This window comes from Streptomyces sp. CA-249302, assembly GCF_050936785.1.
In the GTDB taxonomy this organism is placed as follows: domain Bacteria; phylum Actinomycetota; class Actinomycetes; order Streptomycetales; family Streptomycetaceae; genus Streptomyces.
The window spans coordinates 10,159,986-10,186,758 of record NZ_JBNJMG010000001.1 but is presented as its reverse complement, the minus strand read 5'-3'; the positions used below and the strand labels follow the sequence as shown (position 1 = coordinate 10,186,758).

At 72.4% G+C, this 26,773-nt stretch carries 27 protein-coding genes; 13 read left to right on the top strand and 14 right to left on the bottom strand.

The window, feature by feature from the left end; all coding sequences use genetic code 11:
• Window positions 1–2: 2 nt before the first annotated feature.
• Complete coding sequence (locus ACQEWB_RS46090; RefSeq protein WP_432842296.1) at window positions 3–1,439, bottom strand: PepSY-associated TM helix domain-containing protein; 1,437 nt, start codon at window positions 1,437–1,439, stop codon at window positions 3–5.
• Between the two features lie 146 nt (window positions 1,440–1,585).
• Here ACQEWB_RS46090 and ACQEWB_RS46085 point away from each other — a divergent pair, with 146 nt between their 5' ends.
• Window positions 1,586–2,230, top strand: coding sequence for a peptide deformylase (locus ACQEWB_RS46085; protein WP_432842294.1), 645 nt, complete (start codon window positions 1,586–1,588; stop codon window positions 2,228–2,230).
• Between the two features lie 60 nt (window positions 2,231–2,290).
• Here the strand turns inward: ACQEWB_RS46085 and ACQEWB_RS46080 are convergent, their stop codons facing one another.
• Entirely contained in the window at window positions 2,291–3,724 is a 1,434-nt protein-coding gene (locus ACQEWB_RS46080; RefSeq protein WP_432842292.1) for a dihydrolipoyl dehydrogenase family protein, read from the bottom strand.
• A gap of 121 nt (window positions 3,725–3,845) precedes the next feature.
• On the opposite strand from ACQEWB_RS46080, the gene trxA reads away from it, so the two are divergent.
• Entirely contained in the window at window positions 3,846–4,232 is a 387-nt protein-coding gene (gene trxA / locus ACQEWB_RS46075) for a thioredoxin (protein WP_432842290.1), read from the top strand.
• A 9-nt stretch (window positions 4,233–4,241) separates the two neighbouring features.
• Here trxA and ACQEWB_RS46070 read toward each other — a convergent pair whose 3' ends face one another.
• Genes ACQEWB_RS46070 through ACQEWB_RS46060 form a run of 3 tightly spaced genes read right to left on the bottom strand, consistent with a single transcriptional unit; the run spans window position 4,242 to window position 7,956 of the window.
• Window positions 4,242–5,678, bottom strand: coding sequence for a benzaldehyde dehydrogenase (locus tag ACQEWB_RS46070; protein WP_432842288.1), 1,437 nt, complete (start codon window positions 5,676–5,678; stop codon window positions 4,242–4,244).
• Between the two features lie 35 nt (window positions 5,679–5,713).
• Entirely contained in the window at window positions 5,714–6,892 is a 1,179-nt protein-coding gene (locus ACQEWB_RS46065) for a 4-hydroxybenzoate 3-monooxygenase (RefSeq protein ID WP_432842286.1), read from the bottom strand.
• A 17-nt stretch (window positions 6,893–6,909) separates the two neighbouring features.
• Entirely contained in the window at window positions 6,910–7,956 is a 1,047-nt protein-coding gene (locus tag ACQEWB_RS46060; RefSeq protein ID WP_432842284.1) for a LacI family DNA-binding transcriptional regulator, read from the bottom strand.
• A gap of 95 nt (window positions 7,957–8,051) precedes the next feature.
• On the opposite strand from ACQEWB_RS46060, the gene ACQEWB_RS46055 reads away from it, so the two are divergent.
• Together ACQEWB_RS46055 and ACQEWB_RS46050 are read left to right on the top strand one after the other, a co-directional pair.
• Window positions 8,052–8,723: a TetR/AcrR family transcriptional regulator C-terminal domain-containing protein gene (locus tag ACQEWB_RS46055; protein WP_432842282.1), complete on the top strand. Its 672-nt coding sequence runs from the start codon at window positions 8,052–8,054 to the stop codon at window positions 8,721–8,723.
• 21 nt (window positions 8,724–8,744) lie between these two features.
• Window positions 8,745–9,878, top strand: coding sequence for an FAD-dependent oxidoreductase (locus tag ACQEWB_RS46050; RefSeq protein WP_432842280.1), 1,134 nt, complete (start codon window positions 8,745–8,747; stop codon window positions 9,876–9,878).
• Window positions 9,879–9,885: 7 nt separating this feature from the next.
• Here the strand turns inward: ACQEWB_RS46050 and ACQEWB_RS46045 are convergent, their stop codons facing one another.
• Window positions 9,886–10,569: a TetR/AcrR family transcriptional regulator gene (locus ACQEWB_RS46045; protein WP_432842278.1), complete on the bottom strand. Its 684-nt coding sequence runs from the start codon at window positions 10,567–10,569 to the stop codon at window positions 9,886–9,888.
• Window positions 10,570–10,668: 99 nt separating this feature from the next.
• On the opposite strand from ACQEWB_RS46045, the gene ACQEWB_RS46040 reads away from it, so the two are divergent.
• The gene (locus ACQEWB_RS46040; protein ID WP_432842276.1) at window positions 10,669–11,232 is read left to right on the top strand and encodes an NAD(P)H-dependent oxidoreductase; all 564 of its coding nucleotides are present in this window, start codon (window positions 10,669–10,671) and stop codon (window positions 11,230–11,232) included.
• An 86-nt stretch (window positions 11,233–11,318) separates the two neighbouring features.
• Here ACQEWB_RS46040 and ACQEWB_RS46035 read toward each other — a convergent pair whose 3' ends face one another.
• Window positions 11,319–12,224, bottom strand: a complete 906-nt coding sequence (locus ACQEWB_RS46035; protein ID WP_432842274.1) for a LysR family transcriptional regulator — start codon at window positions 12,222–12,224, stop codon at window positions 11,319–11,321.
• Here ACQEWB_RS46035 and ACQEWB_RS46030 point away from each other — a divergent pair.
• Entirely contained in the window at window positions 12,223–12,414 is a 192-nt protein-coding gene (locus ACQEWB_RS46030; RefSeq protein ID WP_432842272.1) for a hypothetical protein, read from the top strand. The genes ACQEWB_RS46035 and ACQEWB_RS46030 overlap by 2 nt on opposite strands.
• Window positions 12,415–12,427: 13 nt before the next feature.
• Here ACQEWB_RS46030 and ACQEWB_RS46025 read toward each other — a convergent pair whose 3' ends face one another.
• Window positions 12,428–13,309 (bottom strand): LLM class F420-dependent oxidoreductase, encoded by an 882-nt coding sequence (locus ACQEWB_RS46025; protein WP_432842270.1) that lies wholly within the window; start codon window positions 13,307–13,309, stop codon window positions 12,428–12,430.
• A gap of 67 nt (window positions 13,310–13,376) precedes the next feature.
• Entirely contained in the window at window positions 13,377–14,336 is a 960-nt protein-coding gene (locus ACQEWB_RS46020; protein ID WP_432842268.1) for an ArsR/SmtB family transcription factor, read from the bottom strand.
• A 56-nt stretch (window positions 14,337–14,392) separates the two neighbouring features.
• Between ACQEWB_RS46020 and ACQEWB_RS46015 the strand changes: the two genes are divergently transcribed.
• Window positions 14,393–15,679, top strand: a complete 1,287-nt coding sequence (locus ACQEWB_RS46015; RefSeq protein WP_432842267.1) for an MFS transporter — start codon at window positions 14,393–14,395, stop codon at window positions 15,677–15,679.
• Entirely contained in the window at window positions 15,646–16,632 is a 987-nt protein-coding gene (locus tag ACQEWB_RS46010; protein ID WP_432842266.1) for an FkbM family methyltransferase, read from the top strand. Before ACQEWB_RS46015 ends, ACQEWB_RS46010 begins: the two co-directional genes overlap by 34 nt.
• Window positions 16,633–16,639: 7 nt before the next feature.
• Here the strand turns inward: ACQEWB_RS46010 and ACQEWB_RS46005 are convergent, their stop codons facing one another.
• Window positions 16,640–17,626, bottom strand: coding sequence for a TerC family protein (locus ACQEWB_RS46005; protein ID WP_432842265.1), 987 nt, complete (start codon window positions 17,624–17,626; stop codon window positions 16,640–16,642).
• Between the two features lie 215 nt (window positions 17,627–17,841).
• Between ACQEWB_RS46005 and ACQEWB_RS46000 the strand changes: the two genes are divergently transcribed.
• A complete protein-coding gene (locus ACQEWB_RS46000; protein ID WP_432842264.1) occupies window positions 17,842–18,816 on the top strand; it encodes an alpha/beta hydrolase in 975 nt (324 codons plus the stop codon).
• An 87-nt stretch (window positions 18,817–18,903) separates the two neighbouring features.
• Here the strand turns inward: ACQEWB_RS46000 and ACQEWB_RS45995 are convergent, their stop codons facing one another.
• The gene (locus ACQEWB_RS45995) at window positions 18,904–20,370 is read right to left on the bottom strand and encodes an FAD-dependent oxidoreductase (protein ID WP_432842263.1); all 1,467 of its coding nucleotides are present in this window, start codon (window positions 20,368–20,370) and stop codon (window positions 18,904–18,906) included.
• Window positions 20,371–20,438: 68 nt separating this feature from the next.
• On the opposite strand from ACQEWB_RS45995, the gene ACQEWB_RS45990 reads away from it, so the two are divergent.
• Window positions 20,439–21,068 (top strand): TetR/AcrR family transcriptional regulator, encoded by a 630-nt coding sequence (locus ACQEWB_RS45990; protein WP_432842262.1) that lies wholly within the window; start codon window positions 20,439–20,441, stop codon window positions 21,066–21,068.
• A gap of 182 nt (window positions 21,069–21,250) precedes the next feature.
• Window positions 21,251–22,252, top strand: coding sequence for a helix-turn-helix domain-containing protein (locus ACQEWB_RS45985; RefSeq protein ID WP_432842260.1), 1,002 nt, complete (start codon window positions 21,251–21,253; stop codon window positions 22,250–22,252).
• A 36-nt stretch (window positions 22,253–22,288) separates the two neighbouring features.
• On the opposite strand, the gene ACQEWB_RS45980 is transcribed toward ACQEWB_RS45985, so the two are convergent.
• The 3 genes from ACQEWB_RS45980 to ACQEWB_RS45970 form a co-directional block, all read right to left on the bottom strand.
• Window positions 22,289–23,584 (bottom strand): MFS transporter, encoded by a 1,296-nt coding sequence (locus ACQEWB_RS45980; protein WP_432842258.1) that lies wholly within the window; start codon window positions 23,582–23,584, stop codon window positions 22,289–22,291.
• Window positions 23,581–24,120: an ArsR/SmtB family transcription factor gene (locus ACQEWB_RS45975; RefSeq protein ID WP_432842256.1), complete on the bottom strand. Its 540-nt coding sequence runs from the start codon at window positions 24,118–24,120 to the stop codon at window positions 23,581–23,583. Before ACQEWB_RS45975 ends, ACQEWB_RS45980 begins: the two co-directional genes overlap by 4 nt.
• Before the next feature lie 98 nt (window positions 24,121–24,218).
• Window positions 24,219–24,749 carry a 2'-5' RNA ligase family protein gene (locus ACQEWB_RS45970; protein ID WP_432842254.1) on the bottom strand — a complete coding sequence of 177 codons (531 nt, stop codon included), beginning with the start codon at window positions 24,747–24,749 and terminating at the stop codon, window positions 24,219–24,221.
• 112 nt (window positions 24,750–24,861) lie between these two features.
• On the opposite strand from ACQEWB_RS45970, the gene ACQEWB_RS45965 reads away from it, so the two are divergent.
• Together ACQEWB_RS45965 and ACQEWB_RS45960 are read left to right on the top strand one after the other, a co-directional pair.
• Entirely contained in the window at window positions 24,862–25,320 is a 459-nt protein-coding gene (locus ACQEWB_RS45965; RefSeq protein WP_432842252.1) for a MarR family winged helix-turn-helix transcriptional regulator, read from the top strand.
• A 162-nt stretch (window positions 25,321–25,482) separates the two neighbouring features.
• Complete coding sequence (locus ACQEWB_RS45960; protein ID WP_432842250.1) at window positions 25,483–26,694, top strand: MFS transporter; 1,212 nt, start codon at window positions 25,483–25,485, stop codon at window positions 26,692–26,694.
• Window positions 26,695–26,773 lie beyond the last annotated feature (79 nt).

Below are 26,773 nucleotides of genomic sequence, written 5' to 3'. Positions count from 1 at the left end.
TGTCATCCCCGCGGCGAGGTGCGCTGCTTCGCGGCCGGTTCAGCCGCGCCCTTCCGTCGCCGGTGCGCGATCTCGCCGAGCACGACGTCCGCGACCAGGAAGCCGGCCAGGGGGATGCCGAGCAGCGGGACGAAGTAGCCGAGGACGGCGATCACGGCGACGCCCGGCACCAGGATCTGGGGCGGCACCTGCTGCCAGGCACCGCGCGGGATCGGGCGGCCGAAGGAGGAACCGCGACCGCGCTGCCACCACATGCGGTAGCCCCAGACGATCAGCAGGATCAGGGAGAGCGCGAGCGCCATCAGGGCGAGCTGGTTGACCAGGCCGAAGAGGATGCCGGTGTGCAGGTCGATGCCCCAGCGGGTCAGCTTCGCCAGCAGCGGGTAGTCGGCGAACCGCAGCGTGTCGGTGACCTCGCCGGTGGCCGGGTCGACCGCGACCGAGTCCTGCTTCTCGGGCCAGCTGCGCTGGACCTGCTTGACGACGTAGGCGGACTCGGCGTCGGCGGGCGGCACGATCTCCACGGGGTCGGTGAGGCCCTCGGAGCGGGCCGCGGCGAGCACCTTGTCGAGGCCGACACCGTGCTCGGCGTTCCCGGAGGAGGTGGCGGCGCCGTGGCCCGCGTGGTCGCCGCCGGCCGCCGCGGAGACGGACGGGGTGGCCTGGCCGAGCGAGGTGCGGAGGGTGTCGATGTTGGCGCCGGCGTAGGTCGACCAGGTCAGGCCGGTCGCCGACAGGAAGACGAAACCGGCGGCGGCCCAGACGCCGACGGTGCCGTGCAGGCCGAGCGTGCGGCGACGGCCGCTCGTCCCGCGCACCTTGCGCAGGGCGCGGCGGCGGGAGAACCACAGCACCAGACCGCCGCCCGCGATGACCCACAGCCAGCTCGCGGCGAGCTCGCTGTAGAGCCGGCCGGTGTCGCCGAGGTGCAGGTCGCGGTGGAAGTCGTCGATCCAGGTGCGCAGCGGCAACGCGCCGGTGGAGCCGTACTGTTCGAGGGCGCCGCGTACCTTGCCGGTGTACGGGTCGACGAAGACCGCGAGGGTGTGGTCGGGGTCCACGCCCTTGACGCCGGACAGCAGCACGCGGGTGGTGGCGTCGTCCGCCGGGGCCGGGCGGACGGCGGAGACGGTGCCCTCGGGGTGCGCCTTGCGGGCGGCGGCCACCTGCTCGGAGATCGGCAGCTCGGTGTCGCCGACCTTCGCGACGGTCATCTCGTGGGCGTACACGAGCTTCTCGGCCTGGAACGCGCCGGCGTAGAGGAAGCCGGTGACGGCGGCGACCAGCAGAAACGGGGCGACGAACACACCGGCGTAGAAGTGCAGCCGCAGAACGAGCGGCCGCAGCGAGGCCCACGGGCCGGGCGACGGCGCCGGGGCGGGGACCGGCGGTTCGGATTTCGGAGCCTCGTCCTTGGTGGACGAGGGAGCGGTGGACATCGGCGGGCATCTCCGGGGGACGGGGGCGGCATGTGGTGCTAGCGGTCCAGTAGTCGGACCGGAAGTGCACCGAGTTCCCGGAGGCGCGAGTGGCGTACGTCACACACCGAGACGTCTGTCTCCGGGCGCCGTGGCATCCTGGCCCGATGGCAACTCCCCGTGACCACGCCTCCCTTGCCGACCAGGTCGAGGAACTCCTCGCCACGGACGGCCCGCTGCCCATCGTCGCGGCCGGCGACCCGGTCCTGCGCCGCGGCACCGAGCGCTTCGACGGCCAGCTGGACGCCCCGCTGCTGGCGCGCTTCGTGGAGGCGCTCCGCATCACGATGCACGCGGCACCGGGCGTGGGCCTCGCCGCACCTCAGGTCGGCGTGCCTCTGCGCATCGCCGTGATCGAGGACCCGGCGCCGGTCCCGGACGAGGTACGGCTCGCCCGCGGCCGGGTCCCGCAGCCCTTCCGGGTCCTGGTCAACCCCTCGTACGAGCCCGTCGGTCCCGCCCGCGCCGCCTTCTTCGAGGGCTGTCTGAGCGTGCCGGGCTGGCAGGCGGTGGTGGCGCGGGCCACGGAGGTGCGGCTGACGGGCGAGGACGAGCACGGCCGCGCGGTCGACGAGGTGTTCCACGGCTGGCCCGCACGGATCGTGCAGCACGAGACGGACCATCTCGACGGGATGCTCTACCTCGACCGGGCGGAACTGCGGTCGCTGTCCTCGAACCAGGCGATGGCGGAGCGGTGGGGGCAGGCGACGCCGGAGGAGGCCGCGAAGGCGCTCGGCTTCGAGCTGCCGTAACCCCTTGGGCGGCCCCGCCCGTCAACCGGCCCCTAACCGTCAACCGGCCTCAGCCGTACGTCAGTTGTCCCGGTAGGCCTCCAGCAGCCGCAGCCACACCTCGCTGATCGTCGGGAACGACGGGACCGCGTGCCACAGGCGGGCGATCGGGACCTGACCGGCGACGGCGATCGTGGCCGAGTGGATCAGCTCGCCGACGCCGGGGCCGACGAAGGTGACTCCGCGGAGGATCTCCTCGTTGAGGTCGACCACCATGCGGGCGCGGCCGCGGTAGCCGTCGGCGTACAGGCCCGCGCCGGACGCGGAGGACATCTCGACGTCCACGGCACGGACCCGGTAGCCGGCCTGTTCCGCCTCGGCGAGGGAGAGGCCGACGGCCGCGGCCTCCGGGTCGGTGAAGACGACCTGGGGGACGGCGTGGTGGTCGGCGGTGGCCGCGTGGGCGCCCCAGGGGTCGGACTCCAGGATCGGTACGCCGGAGGCACGGGCGGCGATGGCGGCGCCCGCGATGCGTGCCTGGTACTTGCCCTGGTGGGTGAGGAGGGCGCGGTGGTTGACGTCGCCGCACGCGTAGAGCCAGTCGCTGCCGGTGACCCGGAGGCTGTCGTCGACCGGCAGCCAGCCGCCCGGTTCGAGGCCGACCGCGTCCAGGCCGATGTCGGCGGTGCGTGGCCTGCGGCCGGTGGCGAAGAGGATCTCGTCGGCCTCGATGCGGTCGCCGGAGTCGGTGACGACCACGACCGTGCCGTTCTCGCGGGTGACCGACTCCACCGACGTGCCGGTGCGGACGTCCGCACCGGCCTCGGTGAGGGCCTCGGCGACGAACTCCCCGGCGAAGGGCTCCATACGGTTGAGCAGGCCCTTGCCGCGGACAAGGAGGGTGACCTTCGAGCCCAGGGCCTGCCAGGCGGTGGCCATCTCGGTGGCGACCACTCCCCCGCCGACGACGACGAGCCGGCCGGGCACCTGCTGCGCGCTCGTCGCGTTCCGGCTGGTCCACGGCTCGACCTCGGCCAGGCCCGGCAGGTCGGGCAGCACGGCATCGGTGCCGGTGCAGACGGCGACGGCGTGCCGGGCGGTGAGCACCTTCCGCCCGCCGTCCGAGCCGGTGACGGTCACCTCACGGGTGCCGGTGAGGCGGCCGTGGCCGCGGTGGAGGTCGGCGCCGATGCTGTCCAGCCACTGCGCGGCGCCGTCGTCGTGCCAGTCGGAGGTGTAGTAGTTGCGGTGTGCGAGGACCGCCTCGGCGTCCAGCGGGCCCTGCACCGACTGGCGCAGGCCGGGCACGCGGCGGGCGTCGGCGCGGGCGATGACCGGGCGCAGCAGGGCCTTGCTGGGGATGCAGGCCCAGTACGAGCACTCGCCGCCGACCAGCTCGCTCTCCACGACCGCGGTGGACAGGCCGGCCGCGCGGGTGCGGTCGGCTACGTTCTCCCCCACGGGCCCGGCCCCGAGCACCACGACGTCGTACGCGATGGTTTCCGTTTCCGTCATGGGGTCAGTCTGGTGGGTGGTGTGCCTTCGGGCCACACGGGTAGGGGCGCGGAATACGTGTCCGGTCGGCCGTGTTGTGCGGACGGCTTCGCCCCGACAGCAGGAAGAGGGATTTCAGGTCATGAGCAGCACCGTGGAGCTCACCAAGGAGAACTTCGACCAGACGGTCACGGACAACGAATTCGTCCTGATCGACTTCTGGGCGTCCTGGTGCGGGCCGTGCCGTCAGTTCGCGCCGGTGTACGAGAAGGCGGCCGAGGAGAACCCGGACCTGGTGTTCGGCAAGATCGACACCGAGGCGCAGCCCGAGCTGGCCGCCGCCTTCGGCATCCAGTCGATCCCGACCCTGATGATCGTGCGCGACCAGGTCGCCGTGTACGCACAGCCGGGCGCCCTGCCCGAGGCCGCCCTGACGGACGTCATCGGACAGGCGCGCAAGCTGGACATGGACGAGGTCCGCAAGGCGGTCGAGGCCCAGCAGGCCCAGGCCGAGCAGAACGGTCAGTAACAGCCGGTTCTAGAACGGGTACGGCGCCACGTCACCCCGCACCGTCGTCCAGCGCACGTCGGTGAAGGCCTCCAGGTTGGCCTCGCCGCCGAAGCGGGCGCCGGTGCCGGACGCGGCGATGCCGCCGAAGGGCGCCACGGCCTCGTCGTTGACCGTCTGGTCGTTGATGTGGACGATGCCGGTCGGAATGCGCTCGGCGAGGTCGAGGCCGCGGGCCGTGTCCCGGGTGACGATGCCGAGGGACAGGCCGTACTCCCCCGCCGAGGCCAGGGCGGCCGCCTCGTCGGCGGTGGCGAAGGAACGCACGGGCGCGACCGGACCGAAGACCTCCTGTGCGTACGCCGGACTCTGGTCGTCGACGCCGGCGAGGACCGTCGGCCGGTAGAAGAGCCGCTCGTGGCTGCCGCCCGCGGCCAGCTTGGCGCCGCGTGACGTGCTCGCCTCGACCAGGCCGTGCACCTTGGCGAGCTGGGCGTCGTCGATGATCGGGCCGAGGTGGACCTGCTCACGGTGCGGGTCGCCGACGGCGAGGGAGTCGGCCTTGGCGGCGAGCGCCTCGACGTACTGCTCGTACAGCGACTCGTGCACCAGGTGGCGGCCGGTCGTCATGCAGATCTGGCCCTGGTGGAAGAAGGATCCCCAGGCGGCCGTCGAGATCACGGCTTCGATGTCGGCGTCCTCGAGGACGACCATGGCGGAGTTGCCGCCCAGTTCCAGGTGCACGCGCTTGAGATGGCGGCCGCCCGCCTCGCCGACCGCGCGGCCGGCCGCGGTGGAGCCGGTGAAGGAGATGACCGGCACGCGCGGGTCGGCGACCAGCGCCTGGCCGACGTCCGGGCCGCCCGGCAGCACGTGCAGCAGCCCCTCGGGCAGGCCCGCCTCGGCGAAGATCGCGGCCAGGGAAAGGCCTCCGCAGACCGCGGTGCGCGGGTCCGGCTTCAGGACGACGGCGTTGCCGAGCGCGAGGGCCGGGGCGACCGAGCGGATGGAGAGGATCAGCGGGGCGTTGAAGGGCGAGATCACGCCGACCACGCCGACCGGGACCCGTCGGGTGTACGACAGCCTCGGCGCCTCGCTGGGCAGGATCTGCCCGGCCGGGCGGGAGGCGAGGGCGGCGGCCTCGTAGCACTCCTGGGCGGCCACGTGCAGCTCGAAGTCCGCCTTGCCGGCTATGGAGCCGGACTCCCGGACGATCCACTCGCGCAGCTCGTCGGCGTGCGCGGCGAACAGATCGCCGGCCTTGCGCAGCACGCCCGCGCGGACGAAGTGCGGGACGCGGGCCCACTCGGTCTGGGCGGCGCGGGCGGTCTCGGCGGCCGTACCGACGTCCTCGGCGGAGGCGAGGGTGACGGTGGCGAGGGTGTCCCCGGTGGCGGGCTCTGTCACGGCGTACTCCGGCCCCGAGAGGGGGCGGGACTGCCAGGTCTTCGGGTCGAGCAACGGCATGACGGCTCTCCGTTTCGTCACCGGCGGGCCTCGGCTCAGGTCATGAGCGGAAGTCCCGAGTAATTTGCGGCCAGTTCGGCCGCAGCGTGGCGGGATGCGGTGATGCGGCGCAGACGCGCGAGCTGCAGCCGGTTCTCGAACGCATCCCCGTTTGGTTGAGCGTGCAACATCCTAGTCATGTCGTACGAGAAGCGCGTGGCCTGCCACACCCGGCCGAGGCACATCTCCGAGTAGGCGTCGAGGAGTTGCTCGGATCCGGTGCGGTGCAGTTCGGCGAAGGCGCGGGCGAGGACCCGGACGTCGGAGACGGCGAGGTTGAGACCCTTGGCGCCGGTCGGCGGCACGATGTGGGCGGCGTCCCCGGCGAGCAGCAGCCGTCCGTGCCGCATCGGCTCGTGGACGTAACTGCGCATCGGTGTCACGGACTTGGCGGTGATCGGGCCTCGCTCGAGAGTCCAGTCGCCGTCGACCGCGAAGCGGGCGGCGAGTTCGTCCCAGATGCGGTCGTCGGGCCAGTCGTCGGGGTCGGTGTCGTTGGGGACCTGGAGGTAGAGGCGGGAGACGTGCGGGGAGCGCATGCTGTGCAGGGCGAAGCCGTGCTCGCCGCGCGCGTAGATCAACTCCTCGCAGGAGGGGGCGACATCGGCCAGGATGCCGAGCCAGGAGTACGGGTAGTCGTGGGCGTAGGAGCGGCTGCCCGCGGCCGGGAAGGTGTCGCGGGAGATGCCGTGGAAGCCGTCGGCGCCGACCACCCAGTCGCAGCTCAGCGTCTGCTCGCGGCCCTCGTGCAGGAAGCGCACGACCGGTGACTCGCTCTCCGGCTTCTCGACGGCGAGGGCCTCGGCCTCGAACAACAGCGTTGGCCCGTCGGCCAGTTGGAGCGCGACGAGGTCCTTCACGATCTCGGTCTGGGCGTAGATGGTGACGGTGCGGCCGCCGGTGAGGGTCGGGAAGTCGATGTGGTGGCGTTCCCGGTCGAAGCGCAGCTCGATGCCCTGGTGGACCAGGCCCTCGGCGGTCAGCCGCTCGGCGGCGCCGGCCTCGCGCAGCGCGTCGACCGTGCCCTGCTCCAGCATTCCGGCGCGCTGCCGGTGCTCGACGTACTCGCGGTTCCTGGCCTCAAGCACGACGCAGTCGACGCCCGTGCGGTGCAGCAGCCGGGCGAGGAGCAGCCCGGCCGGGCCGCCGCCGATGATGCCGACCGTCGTGCGCATGGGCGTCTCCCCACGGTTCAGCTGGAGTCGCGGTGGACCACCGAGGCTCCGAGCACCTTGTGCGTCTCGGGCGCGGCGCCGGGGTTGCGCACCGCGCGGTCGACCAGTTCGGCGAGGTCGCGGCCGGACGGCAGCTCGATGTGGACCGTGCTCAGCCGGGGCCTGAGCAGCCGGCCGAGCATGAGGTCGTCGGCACCGATGACGGCCGTGTCCTCGGGGATGCGCACGCCCTCGTCCTTCAGGGCGCGCATCACCAGCATCGCGTACTCGTCGTTGTATGCGAACACGGCGTCGAGGTCGAGGTCGCGCCAGCGGGCGGCGAGGCGGGCGGCGGCCTCCTCCTCGTAGGCGAGGGGCAGCTCGGTGGCGGTCGCGTCCGTGCCGTGCAGAGCGCGCCGGACGCCTTCGAGTCGGGGCTGGGCGAAGGCGTCCAGACCGGCCTCCGCGGGCATGACGACACCGATGCGGCGCCGGCCGCGGTCGAAGAGGTGGCTGCCGGCGCAGTGGCCGACGGCCTCGTGGTCCATCAGGAGCGAGTGGGCGCCGTCGACGATCTCGGGGCCGAGGGTGACGACGGCCCGGGCGCCGGAGCGCTTGAGGACGGTCACGCCCTGCGGGCCGAGTCCGGCGCCGGGTATCAGGACGGCGACCGGGCGCAGTTCGGCCCAGGCGCGGGCGGCCTCGTCGCCGTGCACACCGACCGAGCCGTACTGCACGACCGTGTAGTCGAGGCGGCCGAGCGCCCACTGCAGCTCGCTGATGAACTGGCTGTAGAGCGGGCCGACGGGGAAGTCCGGCGCGGGCATCAGGACCATACGGCTGTGTCCGGCGCGCAGGCTGCGGGCGGCCGCGTGGGGCACGTACCCGAGTTCCTTCGCGGCCTCGTGGACACGGCGGCGGGTGGGTTCGCTGATCCGTACGGCGCTGGTGTTGTTCAGCACGTAGGAGACGGTCGCGCGCGAGACGCCGGCCAGGCGGGCCACATCGGCGCTCGTCGGCACCGGGCTCGGTGCGGGGGACGCGTGCGGGGGCGTTTTCGGTATCTGCACCATGACGTACGGCATCTTTGCAGAAGCTGTGGCCGAGGCCACACCCGGGATCTGGCGAACATGTTCGTCCCAAACTTGTTCGCAACGAACATGTTCGTTACCGTGGAGGCATGACAGACCGCCCCGAGACTTCCCGCAGTCGCCGCGAGCGCCCGGCCAAACCCGCTCTGACCAGGGCGGGCATCGTGGCCGCCGCGGTCGCGATCCTGCGTGCCGAGGGCCTGCAGAAGGTGACCATGCGGCGCCTGGCGCAGGAGCTCGACACCGGGCCGGCCTCGCTGTACGTGTACGTCCGCAACACCGCGGAGCTGCACGCGGCCGTCCTCGACGAGCTGCTCGGGACGGTCGGGCCGGCCCCGGCGGAGGGCTCGTGGCGGGAGCGGCTCGAGCGGGTGCTGACCGCGTACACCGCGATGCTCTTCGAGTACCCGAGCCTGGCCCGTTCCGCGCTCACCGCCCGGCCGAGCGGCCCGCACTACCTGAACCTGATCGAGACGCTGCTCGCGTTGCTCGACGAGGGCGGGGTCCCGCCGGCCCAGGCCGCGTGGGGCGTGGACCTGCTGCTGCAGCACGCCACCGCGACGGCGGCCGAGCACAGCGCCGAGGCCTCCGAGGAGGACTGGGACGCGCTGCACGGCGCCCTGCGCTCGATCTCGGACCGCACCCATCCGCGGATCGCCGCGCTCGGCGACACCCTGCTCGCGGGGGCCCCCGAGGCCCGCCTGTCGTGGGGGCTGCGGGCGCTGATCGCGGGCATCGAGCGGACCGCCGTATCCGACTGACCTCACCTCCAGGAGTACGCCATGACCACGCACCACCCCATAGCCGTCGTCGGCGCCGGACTCGGCGGCCTCACCCTCGCCCGTGTGCTGCATCTGCACGGCGTCGAGGCGGCCGTCTTCGACCTGGACGCCTCCCCCGCCGCCCGTACCCAGGGCGGCATGCTCGACATCCACGACGACTCCGGGCAGCCGGCGCTGCGCGCCGCGGGCCTGTACGAGGAGTTCCGGGGCCTGGTCCACGAGGGTGGACAGGCCATGCGGATCCTGGACAAGGACGCGGTCGTCCGTCGCGAGGAGGCCGACGACCCGGCACGCGGCCGCCCCGAGATCGACCGTGGCGACCTGCGCGACCTGCTGCTCGACTCACTGCCGGAGGGCACCGTCCGCTGGGGCGCGAAGGTCACCGGCGCCCGGCCGCTGGAGGACGGCCGACACGAGGTGACGCTCGCCGACGGCGCCGTCTTCACCACGGACCTGCTGGTCGGCGCGGACGGCGCCTGGTCCCGGGTGCGGTCTCTGGTGTCCGGCGCGCAGCCCTCGTACACCGGGATCTCGTTCGTCGAGGCGGATCTGCGCGACGCCGACCTGCGGCATCCGGTGAGCGCCGAGGTGGTGGGCGGCGGCATGCTGTTCGCGCTCGGGGCGGGCCGGGGCTTCCTCGCCCACCGGGAGACCGACGGCAGCCTGCACGTCTACGCCGCTGTGGAGGCCGCCGAGGAGTGGCTCGACTGCATCGACTTCACCGACACCGAGGCGGCCAAGGAGCGGGTCCTGGAGCACTTCGCCGGCTGGGACAAGAGCCTGCGGGCGCTGGTGGCGGACGCCGACGGCGCTCTGGTGCCACGGCGCATCCACGCCCTGCCCGTCGGGCACCGCTGGGAACGGATCCCGGGCGTCACGCTGCTCGGCGACGCCGCGCACCTGATGTCCCCGTTCGCCGGCGAGGGCGCCAACCTCGCGCTGCTCGACGGCGCCGAGCTGGGGCTGGCCCTGGCGACACACCCCGGTGACACCGAGGCCGCACTGGCCGCCTACGAGGAGAAGCTGTTCCCGCGCAGTGAGCAGGCGGCGCGGGAGTCGGCCCGTGGCGGTGAGCTGCTGTTCCGTGCGGACGCGCCGCTGGGCCTGGTCGAGATGTTCGCCGCCCACGACTGAGCGGGGTTCAGCGGGGCGGTTCGGTGCCCGTCACGCGGGCGACCAGGTCGACCCAGCCGGTTTCGAGCCGGTCCATCGGCATCTCGCACTGCCGTACCAGGTGATGTATCAGCGCCGGGTCGAGATAGCCCATCAGGGTCTGCGCGAGGAGCTCGCAGTCGGCGTCCCGCACGATCTGCCTCAGCAGGATCGTGACGTGCGTGTGCAGCGCCCGGTAGGACGGGTGGGCGAACCGCCGGGTGGGATCCGGCTGGGCGGCCAGCTGGAGGTCCAGCTGCTCGACCAGGCGGTAGAGCACCGCCACGCCGAACGCCCGCAGCCGCTCGACCGGCGGCGCCCCGGGGCCCAGCGGCGGGGGGCCGCCCATGAAATCCGCCTGAAGCGTCTTCGCCGAGTGGTCGAGCAGCGCCATCAGCAGCCCGGTGCGATCGCCGAAGCGCCGGAAGACGGTCCCCTTGCCGACCTGTGCGGCCCCGGCCACCGCCTCCATCGTGACCCCCGCCACACCGTGCTCCGCGATCAGCCGGGTGGCGGCGTCCAGCAGCCGGGCCCGGTTGCGCGCCGCGTCGGCACGCAGGCAGGGCTCGTCCTCGACGGAGCTCAGCTGGAGCAACTCGGGCTCACCGACGGGCTCTTCGGGCTGCGTCGGGAAGGGCGGCAGGGTGGCGGACATGAAGCCAGCGTAAAGCATGGGGAACAAAACTGGACCGCGGTCCGCTTAGGGTGCTAGAACTTTAAACGGACCTCGGTCCGGATCGTAACGGCAATGTTTCAGCACCTGGGAGTTCACATGTCTGTTCGCATCCTTGCGCTCGTCGGCAGCCTTCGCGCCGGTTCGCACAACCGCCAGCTCGCCGAGGCGGCCGTCAAGCTCGCCCCGGAGGGCGCGGACGTGGAGCTGTTCGAGGGTCTGGCCGAGATCCCCTTCTACAACGAGGACATCGACGTCGAGGGCAGCGTCCCGGCCGCCGCCGCCAAGCTGCGTGAGGCCGCGCAGGCCGCCGACGCCTTCCTGCTCTTCTCCCCCGAGTACAACGGCACCATCCCGGCCGTCCTGAAGAACGCCATCGACTGGCTGTCCCGCCCGTTCGGCGCCGGCGCCTTCGGCGGCAAGCCGGTCGCCGTGGTCGGCACCGCCTACGGCCAGTTCGGCGGCGTGTGGGCGCAGGACGAGACCCGCAAGGCCGTGGGCATCGCCGGCGGCAAGGTCCTCGATGACGTCAAGCTGTCCATCCCCGGCTCCGTGGTCCGCTTCGCCGAGACCCACCCGGCCGACGACGCCGAGGTCGCCGCGCAGGTCACCGAGGTCGTCGCCCGACTGCACGGCCACGCCGGCGAGGCCGTCGCCGCCTGACGCCCGACGGGCGCGAACATGAGAGGGCCGGAGCCGAGGGGGCTCCGGCCTTTCCGTATGCCCGGCCACTGCGGTCTTCCCGTATGTCAGGCCACCGCGTGCGGCGCCAGCTCCCGCAGTTCCTCCAGTGCCGCCGCGACCGCGGGCCGTTCCCGGCCGCCCCGGCGGGTGACGGTGAGCAGCTTGCGGTGCGGGTTGCCCGTGCAGCGCACGCGGGTGATCGGGAGGTGCGGGGTGAGGTGGGCCAGCCGCGGGATCAGGGCGACGCCGAGGCGGTTGGCGACCAGGTGGGCCGTGACGTTCCAGTCGATCGCGTGATGGACGACGTCGGGGCTGAAGCCGGCCTTGCCGCACGCGGACATCATGTGCGTGCGGCACGGACTCTCCGGCATCGGGGCGACCCACTCCTCGTGCGCCGCGTCCGCGAGGTCGACCAGCGCCCGCCCGGCCAGCGGGTGGTCGTCCGGTACGACGAGGTCGAACGGGTCGTCCAGCAGCGGCTGTTGGTCGAAGCGGGCGTCGCCGAGCGGTGGGCTGTGCGGGGTGGCCTCCACGATCGCCAGGTCGGTCTCTCCCGCGAAGAGCAGGTCGAAGCTCTCCGGCACGCCCGTCTCCTGGATGTGCACCGACAGTCGCCGGTGACGCCGCTGCAGCCGTGCCGCCATGGGCGCGAGCAGCACCAACACCGCCACCGCGAGACCGGTCACGCGCAGTGGTCCGGTGGGGTCGCCGTGGTCGGCACGCAGGTCGAGTTCGGCCAGTTCCCAGCGGGCCGCGATGGCGTCGGCGTGCGTGAGGAGGCTCTCGGCGGCCGGGGTGAGCCGTACCCCTCGACCCTGTGGTTCGAGCAGGTCGACGCCGAGGTCGCGGGCGAGCTGGTGGATCTGCTGGGAGGCGGCGGACGGGGTGAAGTGGAGGGCGTGGGCGGCGGCGGTGACCGTGCCGTAGTGAGCGACCGCCCGCAGGACGCGGAGCCGGCGCAGGTCAATCATGACCAGCACCACGGGTACCGTCTGCCCGCACTGCGGCTGGCCCGACGCCGCCGAGCCCTACCGGGTGGTGTCCCGGCACGCCACGGCCGCGGGCAGCACGCTGTGGACCCGTTGCGCCTGCGGTTCGCTCCAGGTCCGGACGGTCGACGGCCGCGGGACACGGATCGTCTCCCGCAGCCGACCGGCCTGAACCCGGCCCGTACTCAGTCCAGTTCGGCCAGCCGCGGCACGACCGGCGCGACGAAGCGCTCCATCCAGGCCGCGGTCTCGCCGAGGCGCGGCGACAGGATCAGCGTGTCGATGCCGAGCTTCGTGTACCCCGAGACGTCGTTCAGGAAGGCGTCGAGGTCGCCGTCGGTGGCGGCCTCCCCTCCGTAGGCGACGGTCTTGCGGATCGCGTCGTAGTCGCGGCCCTCGGTGTCGCAGTGTCCGCGCAGCACGTCGAGCTTGTGGCGGACCTCCTCCGGCGTGGTCGCGAAGAGGTTGCAGGCGTCCCCGTAGCGGGCGACCAGGCGCAGTGTCTTCTTCTCGCCACCGCCGCCGATCATGATCTCGGGGTGCGGGCTGCTGACCGGCGCCGGGACGCACAGGGTCTCGGCGAGTTGGTAGTGCTTGCCCGCGAAGGGGCCGTTGTTCTCCGGGTCCCACATCTGGAGACAGATCCGCAGCGTCTCCTCCAGCCGCTCGAACCGCTCGGCCAGCGGCGGGAACTGCACGCCGAGCCCGGCGTGTTCGCGGTCGTACCAGGCCGCCCCGATGCCGAGGGTGGCGCGTCCGCCGGACAGCACGTCCAGGGTGGTCGCGATCTTGGCGAGGAGTCCGGGGTGGCGGTAGGTCACGCCGGTCACCAGTGCGCCGAGCCGGAGCGTGGAGGTCCGGCCGGCGAGGTAGCCGAGGGTCGTGTAGGCCTCCAGCATCGGGTCCTCGGCGCCGCCGTTGAACTCCATCTGGAAGTAGTGGTCCATGACCGACAGCCAGCTCACCCCGGCCGCCTCGGCGGCGGCGCCCGCGGCGGCCAGTTCGGCGCCGAGCGCGGGTCCTCCCCCGCTGTGGTCGAACTTGTTGATGTGTACGCCCACCCGCATGCCCGTCTCCGTTCGCCCGGACCTTCACCGTCCGTGGACGACGCTAGATCCTGGAGCGCTCTCGAAGTCAAGCGCCGGCGGCCAGTCGGTCGCCGAGCGCGCTGCGCCGGTACAGCACGCGCCGCCCGTCCCGGGCCCGGGTGACCAGCCCGGTCGCGTGCAGCACCCGGAGGTGCTGGGAGACGGCGCTGGGCGTCACGCCGAGCCGGCGCGCGAGCTCCACGGTGGGCAAAGGTTCGGCCAGCAGCCGCAGGACCGTGCTCCGGGGCGCGCCGAGCAGCGCGGTGAGCGCCGACGAGTCGGGGTCAGGGACCGGTTCCCACAGGGTCGCGGCGCCTCGGCTCGGATAGGCCAGCATCGGGGCCTCACCGGCGCCGACCGGCGGCGCGGGCTTGTGCGCGAAGAGCGACGGCACCAGACGCAGACCCCGCCCCGAGCCGTCGATCCGGTGTCGGCCGATCATCTGCGCGACGCGCAGCTCGCCGTCCCGCCAGGTGAGGTTGCGATGCAGGTCGGAGAAGAGGAGCCGGGCCCCGCCCATCGTCAACTGCCGTGCCCGGTGGGTGATGTCGGCCTCCAGCACGAGCCGCATCCGCGGCCAGTCCGGCAGGACCGCCAGCCTCCAGTACCGGAACAGCAGTTCGCCCAGCTCCTCCAGTAACTCCTCGACGGGCGGCCGTAGTTCGGCGGGCAGCGGGCGCGGCGCGTGGGTCGCGTGCAGATCCCGTCGTACGACGTCTTCGGGCGTCGCGCGTACGACGGCGAGCTGGTCCTCGATCGTGGGCGCGAAGGTCGTCGGTCTCGGCGTCAGGAAGTCGGGCAGGGTGAGGTTCTCGCCGACCAGTGCGGCGAGCAGCCGGGCGTCGGCCGGGTCGAGGCGGGTGAGCACGGACCGGCGCCACGCCGTGTGCAGGGGGAAGAGGGCGGGGGCGCGCAGGGCCCGCAGGCTGCCCATGACCTCGCGCAGCGGGGAGATGGCGAAGCGGGTGTCCGCGAGGTCCTCGACGTCGAGCAGGAAGCTGATCATTAAGCCTCCCGCTACATCCTTTGGCAACCGCCAGCCAGTGCCCTGGACTTGGGGCCATGACGGATCACTACCCGAGCCAGCGTACCGCCGGCCACCAGTTGACCTGGCTGCTCGCGCTCACCTGCGGGGTGGCCGTGGGCAACGTCTACTTCCCGCAGGCGATCAGCCCGTTGGTGGCCGCGGGCCTCGGCGTCTCCCCCGGTACGGCCGCCTCCGTGGTGACCGCGACACAGTTCGGCTACGCGGCCGGCATCTTCCTGCTGGTCCCGCTCGGCGACCGTCTGCCGCCGCGCCGGCTGATCGTCACGCTGCTCGCTCTGACCGGCCTCGGCCTGCTCGCCGCGAGCCTCGCGCCCGCCCTGCTGCCGCTGGCCGCCGCGAGTGTCCTGATCGGCCTGACGACGGTGGTCGCGCCCCTGGCCGGGCCGCTCGCCGCCGGGCTGGTGCCCGCCGAGCGGCGCGGGGTGACCGGCGGCCTGCTGCTGAGCGGCTCGATCGCGGGCATGCTGCTCTCCCGCACCTTCGGCGCCGCCCTCGGCGACCGGCTGGGCTGGCGGGCCCCGTACGTCCTGTCGGCGGTCCTCTCCCTCACGGCCGCCGCACTCCTGGCCCGCGCCCTGCCGACCCTGACCCCGCCCTCCGGCCGGCGCTACCCGGCGCTGCTCGCCGAGCCCCTGCGGCTGCTGCGCACCGAGCCGCGACTGCGCCGCTCCTGCCTCTACCAGGCCACGGTGTTCGCCGGCTTCTCCGCGGTGTGGACCGGCGTCGCCCTGCTGCTGACCGGTCCGGTGTACGGCATGTCCGCGCGCGCCGCCGGGCTGCTCGCGCTGGTCAACGCGGCGACCATGCTGTGCACGCCGGCCGCGGGGCGGCTGGTGGACCGGCGGGGGCCGGATCCGGTGAACCTGGTCTGCCTCCTCGTGGTCGGCGCCTCGGCCGTGGTGCTGGCGTTCGGCGGGCTCGGCGGCACGAGCGGGCTGGTGGCCCTGGTCGTCGGGACCCTGCTGCTCGACGTCGGCATGCAGTCCGGGATGGTCGCCAACCAGGTGCGGATCTACGCGCTGGCGGACGACGTCCGCAGCAGGCTCAACACCGCGTACATGACCTGTGGCTACCTCGGCGGCACCGCGGGCTCCTGGTTGGGCGCCCGCGCCTACGCCCGGTTCGGCTGGTCAGGGGTGTGCGCGCTGGTCGGGGCGCTCACCGCCGTGGCCCTCGTCCGCCACCTGTCGGCATCGGGACTTCACAGCGATGACCAAGTTCGTTCAAAGCCAGGATCCCTTCCGGTCAGGTCTGGAAGGGTGACCGGATGCAGACCCTTTACCGACGACTGCTCAAGCTGATGCCGAAGTTGGGCATGCAGGTGACCGACCTCGGACCCGGGACGGCGGTGGTCTCCCGGCGCGGCGGACGGGTCCGTACCCCGCTGGGGCCGGGCGCCGATCTGCTCACGCGGGACGACGGCCGGTACGCCGTGGCCGACGCCGGCCGGGACACCTGGGTCGTGGCCCGGGGCAAGCGCCTCGGCAGGTGGCGCTCCGAGCGGCTGGGCGACAGCGCACGGCTCCTGTTCGACGAACAGGCGGGGAAGGACGAGCGCAAGCTGCAACTGGCGGCCGCCGAGTACCTGTGCGCCCAGCACGTCACCGGGATGCTGGACCTCTACGGCGTGAACTGCGTGTTCGACGTCGGGGCCAACGCCGGGCAGTACGCGAAGCGGCTGCGGCGGCTCGGCTACACCGGCCGGATCGTCTCCTTCGAGCCGACCGCGCACGCCTTCGAGCGGCTGAGCAAGGCGGCCGCCGACGACCCCGAGTGGCAGGTGCACCACCTGGGCCTCGGCCGCGAGGACACGGTGACCACCATCCACACGGGCTGGAACACCATGAACTCCCTGCTGCCGCCCAGCGACTACGGCCGCGGCCGCTACCAGCGGTTCAACGAGACCCGGACGGAGGAGATCCGCATCCGGCGCCTGGACGGGATGCTGGACGAGGCCCTCGCCGGCATCGACGGGCCGCGCCCGTTCCTGAAGATGGACACCCAGGGCTACGACCTTGAGGTGTTCGCCGGCGCCGGGGAACGGATCGGCGAGTTCGTGGGCCTCCAGTCCGAGGTCGCCGTGCTGCGGCTGTACGAGGGCAGCCCCCGGATGAGCGAGGCGGTGGCGGCGTACGAGGACGGCGGTTTCGAGATCACCGGCATGTATCCGGTGACGCGGGAGGCGGCCACCGGGCGGGTGGTCGAGTTCGACTGCGTGATGATGCGCGCGAAGGCCGCTCCGGAGCGGGACTGAGCCCCGGCTAGGCCGAGCGTTCCACCTGGGCCACGTCCCGGTTCTCCTGCTCCTCCTGCTTCTTGGCGGCGCGCAGGCTGGTGAGCGTCGTGACGGTCAGGACGAGCACGATGAAGCCCAGCGAGAACGGAATGCTGATCTCCGGGACGTGGACCCCCGACTCGTGCAGCGCGTGCAGGACCAGCTTGACGCCGATGAAGCCCAGGATGATCGACAGACCGTAGCTGAGGTGGACCAGCTTCTTGAGCAGGCCGCCGATCAGGAAGTACAGCTGACGCAGACCCATCAGGGCGAAGGCGTTCGCCGTGAAGACGATGTACGGGTCCTGGGTCAGCCCGTAGATGGCGGGGATCGAGTCGAGCGCGAACAGGACGTCCGTGGAGCCGATCGCGAGCATCACGACCAGCATCGGGGTCATGACCCGCTTGCCGTTCTCCACGATCCACAGCTTGGTGCCGTGATAGCGGTCGGCCACGCCGAAACGCTTCTCCACCATCTTGAGCAGCTTGTTCTCCTGGTACTCCTCCTCGTGCTCCTCCTTGCGGGCGTCCTGGATCAGCTTCCAGGCGGTCCAGATCAGGAAGGCGCCGAAGAGGTAGAAGACCCAGGAGAAGGCGGAGATGATCGCCGCGCCGGCCGCGATGAACCCGGCACGCAGCACGAGCGCCACCAGTACGCCGACCATCAGCACCCGCTGCTGGTACTGCGAGGGCACCGCGAACTTGCCCATGATCAGGACGAAGACGAAGAGGTTGTCGACGCTGAGCGACTTCTCCGTGATGTACCCGGCGAAGAACTCACCCGTCGGTCCCGTCCCGCCGAACATGAGCAGACCGAGCCCGAACACGCAGGCCAGGACGACCCAGACGACCGTCCAGACCCCGGCCTCCTTGATGGACACGTCGTGCGGTTTGCGGCCGATGAAGAAGTCGACGGCGACGAGCGCGCACAGGGCCGCGACGGTCAGCAGCCAGACGGAGAGGGAGACGTTCACTGGTGGTACTCCTGGTGCAGGTGGGGGTCTTGACAGCGTTGTCGCCGTTCGTGATCCCTTCCACCTCTCACAGGTGAACAACAGGCAATGGACTGGTATCGCGGGGCGACCCGCCGTTCGGCGGGCAGGTTCCGCCGGACGGCGGCGGTCCGCAGAGGCGGTGGTGCGTGAATCATGACGGCCCAGAGCCGCCGCACCCCGCGCAAGGAGTTGCCATGAGCCAGGTTCCGCCCCCGTTCGACCCCGAGCTCGCCGCCGCCCTGGAACTGATCAAGGACATGATCTCGCCCGGCCTCACCATGGACGAGATCGACGCCGTGCGCCAGGGGCCGGGCATCGAGTTGCTGGCCCAGCTCGACCTGACGGTCGACGGCTACTTCGAGGTCGAGGACCGTGTCGTGCCCGGCCCGCAGGACGCGCCCGACATCTCGCTGCTGATCTGCCGCCCGGCCGCCCCGGCGACGGCGGGTCCGCGGCCGGTGATCTACCACGTGCACGGCGGCGGCATGATCCTCGGCAACAACCGCGTAGGTGTGGACGTCCCGCTGGCCTGGGGCAGGGAACTGGACGCGGTCGTCGTCTCGGTCGAGTACCGGCTGGCGCCGGAGCATCCGCACCCGGCGCCGATCGAGGACGTGTACGCGGGCCTGGTGTGGACGGCGGAGCACGCGGCCGAGCTCGGCGCGGATCCCGAGCGGATCGTGATCGCGGGCGCCAGTGCGGGCGGCGGCCTTAGCGCGGCGCTGGCCCTGCTGACCCGGGACCGCAAGGGGCCGCGGCCGATCGGACAGGTGCTGATGTGCCCGATGCTGGACGACCGCAACGAGACCCCGTCCGCGCACCAGATGGCCGGGCTCGGCGTCTGGGACCGTACGGCGAACGAGACCGGCTGGACGGCGCTGCTCGGCGCGGACCGTGGCGGCCCGGACGTCTCGCCGTACGCGGCCCCGGCCCGCGCCGAGGACCTGACCGGCCTGCCGCCGGCCTTCCTGGACGTCGGCTCCGCGGAGACCTTCCGGGACGAGGTCGTCGCCTACGCGTCCCGGCTCTGGCAGGCGGGCGGAATCGCCGAACTCCACGTCTGGCCGGGCGGCTTCCACGGCTTCGACGGCTTCGCCCCACAGGCGGCCCTGTCCCAGGCGGCACGCTCGGCGCATCTGGGGTGGCTGCGCAGGCTCATCGGCGGCTGAGCGGCCGGGACCCCGGGTCGGGGATCCCGGGGGGACCATCGAGGGGCCCAAGGCTCGAAGCCATGGGCCCCGGGCTCCCGTCCGGCCTCAGCCGAACCAGCGGGCGAGGGCCGTGTCGAGCGGTGTGTCGTCAGTGTCGGTCCAGGCGAGATAGCCGTCGGGGCGGATCAGGAGGGCTCCGGCGCCGTCGACGTCCTCCTCGGTCTTCGCCATGACGTGCTCGACACGGTCGGTACGGTCGCCGACCGAGCGTCGGCGGCCGTCGAGGGAGAGCAGCACACCCCGGCCGGAGTGCATCAGCCGGCTCGCGCGGGTCGGACCGTCCTCGGTGGTCAGGTCCACGTCGATCAGGCGGGGGCCGACGCCGGGGTAGCGGAGGTCCAGGCCGGACATCATGCCCGACACGTACCGGTTGGTGTCGGGCAGGCGCAGCAACTCGGTCACCAGTTCACGGACCGCGGCGACCTCCTCGTCCCGGCCGGGGTTCATGATCACGCCCTGGGCGCGGGTGAGGCTCAGTACGCGTGCGGCGACCGGATGCCGCTCCTCGTGGTAGCTGTCGAGCAGGCCGTCGGGCGCCCAGCCGCGCAGGGCACCGGCGAGCTTCCAGCCCAGGTTGACCGCGTCCTGGACGCCCAGGTTGATGCCCTGACCGCCGATCGGCATGTGGATGTGCGCCGCGTCCCCGGCGAAGAACACCCGGCCCTCCCGGTAGCGCTCGACCTGGCGCACGGCGTCGCCGAACCGGGAGGCGGCGCGCAGTTCACCCAGTTCCGTACCGGGGCCGTACACCGCGTGGAGCGCCTCGCGGACCTCGTCGGCGGAGACCGGCACCTCACGGTCCGGTCCGTCCCCGGAGGACCTGCCGAACAGCAGCCGGTACTGGTCGCCGTCCATGGGGTGCAGGATCGTGAGGAAGTCGCCGGCCGACCGGGGGTAGCGGCTGAAGTGCCCCTCCCCGGTGGGGACCGCCTCGGACCGGGCGGCGAGGGTGAGGTCCGCCGCGACCATGGATGTCCGGCTTCCCCGGCCGGGGAAGGGCACGTCCAGCAGCCGACGGACCGTGCTGTGTCCGCCGTCGCACGCGACGAGGTGGCGGCCCCGGATCTCACCACCGCCGGGAGTGCCGTCCGCGCGCCACTCGACCGTGACGCCCTCCGCGTCCTGCGCGAGCGCCGTCACCTCGCGGCCCCGGAGCACCGGGACGCCCCGCTCGCCGAGGATCCCTTCGAGGTGGGCCTCCAGCCTGGTCTGCGCAAGCCTGACCGGGTGGGGGTAGCGGGTGCGCCAGGGCCGGCAGTCCAGCTCGACCGGCAGCATGGCGAAGTGCCCGCCGCTGGTGTTCCCGGACGGCTCCTGCGCCAGCAGCGGCTCCAACAGGCCGCGCAGGTCGAGGACTTCGGCGGTGCGCGGCTGAAGCCCGCCGGCCCGGGACTGGGTGCCGCGGGCGTGCTGTTTCTCCACGACGACGACCGGTATCCCGGCCAGGGTCAGCTCGTACGCCAGCATCAGGCCGGTCGGGCCCGCTCCCACGACGATGACCTCGGTCCGCATGACGACCTCCAGAAGAAGGGAACTGAGTGCAATTCTGCACCGAGTCTACCACGAGGTAGACTGAGTGCATGGATCAGCAGATGGGCCTGCGGGAACGCAAGAAGGAACGCACCCGGGAGACGGTTTCGGCGACGGCGATCCGCCTCTTCCTCGACCGGGGCTTCGACCAGGTCTCGATCACCGAGATCGCGCAGGCGGCGGAGGTGTCCCGGCGGACCCTCTTCGCGTACTTCCCGACCAAGGAAGACCTCGTGCTGCACCGGTTCGCCGACCACGAGAGCGAGGCGGCCCGGATCGTGCGGGCCCGGCCGGCCGGGCGGCCGCCGCTGGAGGCGCTGCGGGCGGCCCTGCTGGCAGCGTTGGCGCGCCGCGATCCGAACACCGGCCTGTGCGACGACCCCGAGGTCATGGCCTTCCTGCGCATGATCTTCGAGACCGAGAGCCTGGCCGCGCGGCTGAGCCGGTACACGGAACGCGGGACCGAAGCGCTGGCCGAGGCGCTGCGGGAGGCGGGCGTCGATCCGCTCACCGCGCGTCTCGTGGCCGCCCAGGTGATCGTGGTGCAGCGGGAACTGGCGGTCATGAACCAGGAGCGCCTGGCGGGAGGCACGTCCGCCGACGACCACTACCCGGAGGCCGTCCGCGCGACCGAGCGGGCGTTCGACCTGCTGTGCGACGGGTTGGGGCGGCACGGCTGACGCACGATCGGATGGAGGGGCGGCCGGAGCGGGCAGCCCGGAGGGACGGTACCGGCAGTGCGCGCGCCGGACCGGGCTCCTCCTCACAGGCACCGACAGGCACCGTCGGGCTGCCGTGCGAGGTGGTGCGGAGCCGGCCGCCGGGCTCCCCATCGGGTGCCCTCGTGCCGCACCATGTGCGTATGAAAGAGCTGGCGGGACGGCTGACCGCGCTGGACCCGGATGCGGGTGCCGCGGTGCAGGTCATCTCCTACTTCGACCGGCTGGCCGAGAGCAGGGCCGGGCTCGAGGCCCTGGTGCGCGGGGCCGCCGTGCTGGCCGGGTGTCCGGCACGGCTCGTCGACGACGGGCGGCGGGTCCGGGTGCGGGTCGAGCCCGACGGTACGCGGCGGGACAGCGAGGCTCCGCCGGACGCGGACTGGCCGTGCGCGGGGCTTGAGCCCGGTGGGGTTCCGGCCCTGTGGCTGGAGCGGGCGGGCACCGGGCCGAGCGTCGTGGACGCGGTGATCCTGGAGCGGGCCGCCGGTGCGATACGGCTGGTTCTCGACCGCACCCGGGGCCGCGCCCCGGCCTCCCCCGTCGACGATCCGGCGCTGGTGGAGGCGCTGCTGGACGTCACGACACCTGAAGCGGCCCGGCTGCACGCGGCCCGCGGCCTCGGCATCGACACCGCCGACCCGGCCGTACGGGTCCGTGCCCTGGCCCCGTCCGACGGGCGGGCCCGTGTTCTGCCGGCCGGGGCGGACCTTCCGGCGGGGCGGCTCGGCGTGGGGCCGGCGGTTGCGGTGCCCGACCTGCCGGACTCCTTGGCCGCCGCGCGCACGGCGCTGCGGTTCACGGCCGACGGCACCGCGCAGGATCCCGGCCCCCGGGTGGTGTACGCCGACGAGCTCGGCGGGATCGCGCTCCTCGCCGACCTGGTCGTGCCGGGTGCCGAGCCGCCGCCCGACGTACGGGCCGTCGAGGCGGCAGTGGCGGCGGTGCCGGGACTGCTGGCCACCCTCCACGCCGTGGCCGCCACGGCCAGTCAGCGGGCGGCGGCCGCGGAGATCAACGTGCACCACTCCACGCTCCAGGACCGGCTGACCCAGGCGGAGCATCTGCTGGGCTGGCCGGTCCGCACCCCACAGGGCCGACTGAGGCTCCAACTGGCGCTGACCATGCGGCACTTGGCACGGTCGTAGCTCTGACTCGGTGGAGCGTCGGGGGGTCGGCGGTCGTCACACCAAGTCGGGGGTACGGTCCTGGCCGGGTTCCTTGGACGCCGGGTGATCCGGACCGTCCGCCGGGGCAGCGGCACGCAGGGCCGCCTCGACCCGGCGGTTGTCGGTCATGGATGCCGTGACGGCCGTCATCGCGAGAAGGAGGACGGCGGCGGCGTACAGCGGGGTGCGGATGTCGTAGGTGGTGGCCAGCCAGCCGCCGAGGAAGGCCCCGAAGGGGGCGGCGCACATGGCCAGCATGCGGGAGGTCGAGGCGACCCGGCCCATGAGGTGGGCCGGGACGATCGCCTGCCGGAGGGAGGGCCCGAGCACCATCGTGGCGCCCATGCCGGCCCCGCAGACGGCGAGCGCCAGCCCGGCCACGTACGGGTTCGGGGCGGCGGCGAGGCCCAGGACGGCGAGCCCTTCGACCGCGGCCGTGCAGGTCAGCGCGGTGCCGGTGCCGAGTCGTCGGCCGAGGTACGAGGCGATGCCCGCACCGAGCAGACCGCCGGTGGCCTCCGCCGTGAGGAGCAGGCCGAAGCCGTAGGTGTCGATGCCGAGGCGGTCGTGCGCGAAGAGGGCGAGGACGGTCTCCACGGCGATGAAGGCGATGTTCCCGACCGCCGGGCGGAGCGCGAGCCCGAGCAGCACCCGGTCCCGGAAGACGTACGAGGCCCCGGCCCGCGCCTGCCGTAGCAGCGACTCGCGGTTCTCCGGCACGGGCCGGGGCTTGGCGGGCAGCGACCGTACGAGCAGTGCGGAGAGCAGGAACGACACCGCGTCGGCGAGCAGCGGAACCGCCCTGCCGAGCGCGAGCAGCGCACTGCCGGCGGGCGGCCCGGCGAAGCCGGACATGGCGGTCTGGGCGCCGCGCAAGCGGGAGTTGGCCCGCTCCAGGAGTGCGGGGTCGCGGCCCAGCAGATCCGGCAGATAGGCGGTGGCGGCCGTGTCGAAGAAGAGTCCGCCGAGGCCGAGCAGGAAGGCGACGGCCGCGAGCAGCGGAATGCTCAGCACGTCGAGGGCGGCCGCGGCCGCCGGTATCGCGAGCAGCACCGCACGCGCCGCGTCCACGACCCACATCGTGCGCCGACGGTCCCAGCGGTCCACCAGCGCACCGCCGAGCACCCCGAAGAGCAGCCACGGCAGCGTCCCGGCGGCCGTGACGACGGCGAGCGCCATCGGATCCCGCGTCAGCGTCAACGCGAGCAGGGGCAGCGCGGCATGCGTCACCCCGTCACCGAGCGAGGACACCGTCTGCGCGGTCCACAGCCGTCCGAACCCGGTCGGCAACCTCCGTATGTCCGAGGTCACTTGGCGCTCCCCTCGGCCTGCTCGCGCGATGCCGGGTGGAACAGCGCGAAGACGAGCGACGTGTCCGGCAGCGACGGATCGGACAGCTCCCGGTATTCGTCCGCCAGGGCCTGAAGCCGCGCCCCCAACTGCGCGAACTGCTCGTCGGTGAGCCGCAGATGCGCCATCCGTACGTGCCGCTCGCCGCCCACCGGCGACGCCTCCAGGTCGGCCACCGCATGCCGCATCAGTACGTCCGGACCGCCCTCGCCCGGGTCCGGCAGCTCGATCGACCGCGCGGCCATCGCGTAGTACCGCTCGGTGACACCCCGCACCTTCCGCGTCCGTACCACCTTCACCAGGCCGGCCCGCTCCAGCAGCCGCACGTGGTAGCTGGAACTCCCCTTCGCGAGGCCGACCCGCCCCGCGATCTGCGTGATCGTCGCCGGCTCGAAGCGGAGCACGGCCATGATCCGGTGGCGCGTGAGATTGGAGACGGCGCGCAGCTGCTCGTCCGTCGTGACGTGAAACGTCTCGGGAAGCTCATCGGCAGGCATGCGAGCAATGGTCAACGATCCTTGACCATTGAGCAAGGGGTTCGACACGAACCCGCCGGAACACCTTCATCGAGTTCCACGCCACTCGATGGGGCGCCTCATCGGAGGGCGAAGGACGCCCGCTGCCCCCACTCCCTGCCGTCGTAGGTGACGAGGTCGACCGATGACACGCGGGAGGTGATGGGGAGGCTGGGGCGGAGGTCCGTCGCGAGGGTGTCCAGGATCGTCTCGTCCTGGATCTGGGCGACCGTCAGGTGCGGGACCGGTTCGTACTTGCCGCCGTACGGCGGGGTCTCCGGCCAGCGTTCGACGATCGCGTCCGTCAGGCGGCGGAAGGGGATGTCCGGGACCGGGGCCAGGTAGAGGACGCCCGGGAAGCGGCCGCAGGTCTCGAAGCGGACGTCGAAGGGGCTGTGGCGGCCGACCAGATCGCCCAGCGCGGCACAGGTGGCCGTGTCGATGAGGTCCGCGTGGAGGAAGGGGAAGAGCACGGTCACATGGGCCGGGACGCCCGCACGGGCCGCGGGGTCGTAGCGGTCGCGCCAGGTCCGGACCGCCGGTTCGGCCTCGGGGATCCGCACGACGAGGCCCGATTGTCCTGCCTGGAAACCGCTGGGGTCGTTCGTCACGGAACGTGTATAGCAAGAGGAGGCGGTGGTTGCGTACGCCGCTAACATGCCTCCGCCGACTATTTCAACCATGCCCTATCCTGGATCGCAGCCACTTCGGGACGGAGGATCCATGACCGCGACGGACCCGGCGCTCACCGCGCTCGCCTCGGGCTGGTCCGCCCTCTCGCTGCTGCACGGCCGGATCGAGGCCCACATCGAGCGCGCCCTGCAGGCGGGGCACGACCTGAGCGTGCGGGAGTACTCGCTGCTGGACGTGTTGAGCCGGCAGCACGACGGCGACGGCGGGCATCTCCAGATGAAGCAGGTCGCCGACGCGGTCGTCCTCAGCCAGAGCGCCACGACCCGGCTGGTCACCCGCCTCGAGGACCGCGGACTGCTGACCCGGTACCTGTGCCCGACCGACCGCCGCGGTATCTACACCAACGTCACCGACCCCGGCTTCAAGCTGCTCGAAGAGGCCCGCCCCACCAACGAGGCCGCCCTGCGCGAGGCCCTCGACGAGGCCGCCCGGAACCCCGAGCTTGCCCCGCTGGTCAAGGCCGTCGAGACACTCCGTATCCCCGCATAACAGGGGCTTTGCCGTGCCAGGGTGCCTGCGGACACCTCTACTCAGATGCTTGCACGCGCCGACTACCCGCTTACCAGCCTCAGTGCACTTGCATGTATCCAGCGTCTGCAACTATTGTCGACGCTCGTAAGCGTCCCACGCAATCCTCTGGAAGGTTCTCCCATGCCTCTCGCCCTTCTGGCCCTGGCCATCGGGGCCTTCGGGATCGGCACCACCGAGTTCGTGATCATGGGTGTGCTGCCCGAGGTCGCGGGCGACTTCGGGGTCTCCATCCCCACCGCCGGATGGCTGGTCTCCGGCTACGCCCTCGGTGTCGTCCTCGGCGCGCCCCTGCTGACCGTGCTGGGCACCAAGGTCTCCCGCAAGAAGATGCTCATGTTCCTGATGGGCGTCTTCGTGGTGGGCAACGCCCTGTCGGCCGTGGCCCCCGCCTTCGGCGTCATGCTGATCGGCCGGGTGATCGCCTCGCTCGCGCACGGCGCGTTCTTCGGTATCGGTTCCGTCGTCGCGGCCGGGCTGGTCGCGCCGGAGAAGAAGGCCTCCGCGATCTCCCTGATGTTCACCGGCCTCACGGTCGCGAACATCGTGGGCGTGCCGCTGGGCACATACATCGGCCAGGCCGCCGGCTGGCGGGTCACGTTCGCCGGTGTCGCCGCGCTCGGGATCGTCGGCTTCCTCGGGGTGGCCCGGCTGGTGCCCGAGCCGGGCCGGCCCGAGAGCCACACCATCCGGACCGAGTTCGCCGCCTTCCGCAACGTCCAGGTGTGGCTCGCGATGGCGATGACCGTCCTGGGCTACGGCGGTGTCTTCGCCGCGATCACCTACATCACGCCGATGACGACCAAGGTCACCGGTTACTCGGCCGGTGCGGTCACCTGGCTGTTGGTGCTGTTCGGTATCGGGATGTTCCTGGGCAACCTGGTGGGCGGCCGGTTCGCCGACCGGGCGTTGCTGCCCATGCTCTTCACCGCGCTCGGTGCGCTGTCCGTGACGCTCCTGCTGTTCACGGCGACCGCGCACGACAAGGTACTGGCCGCGATCACGCTGACGCTGATCGGCGCCCTGGGCTTCGCGACCGTGCCGCCACTGCAGAAGTGGGTGCTCGACCAGGCCTCGGCCGCCCCGACCCTGGCCTCCGCGGCGAACATCGGCGCGTTCAACCTCGGCAACGCGCTGGCCGCCTGGCTGGGCGGTCTCGCCATCTCCGCGGGGCTCGGCTACACCTCGCCCAACTGGATCGGCGGCCTCCTCGCGGGCAGCGCACTGCTGCTGTCCTTCCTGGCCGCGTTCCTGGATCGCCGTAGCCGCCCGGCCGGGCGAGTCATGGCCGGGTCGGCGCGGGCCGAGAGCCTATCGGTCGCGGCCGACCACTGAAGTCAGGTGCGGTTCGGCAGTGTCTTCAGGGGCGCGGATCTGTGCCGATATGCGGCTCCGCCGCGTGGGCGCGACCAGC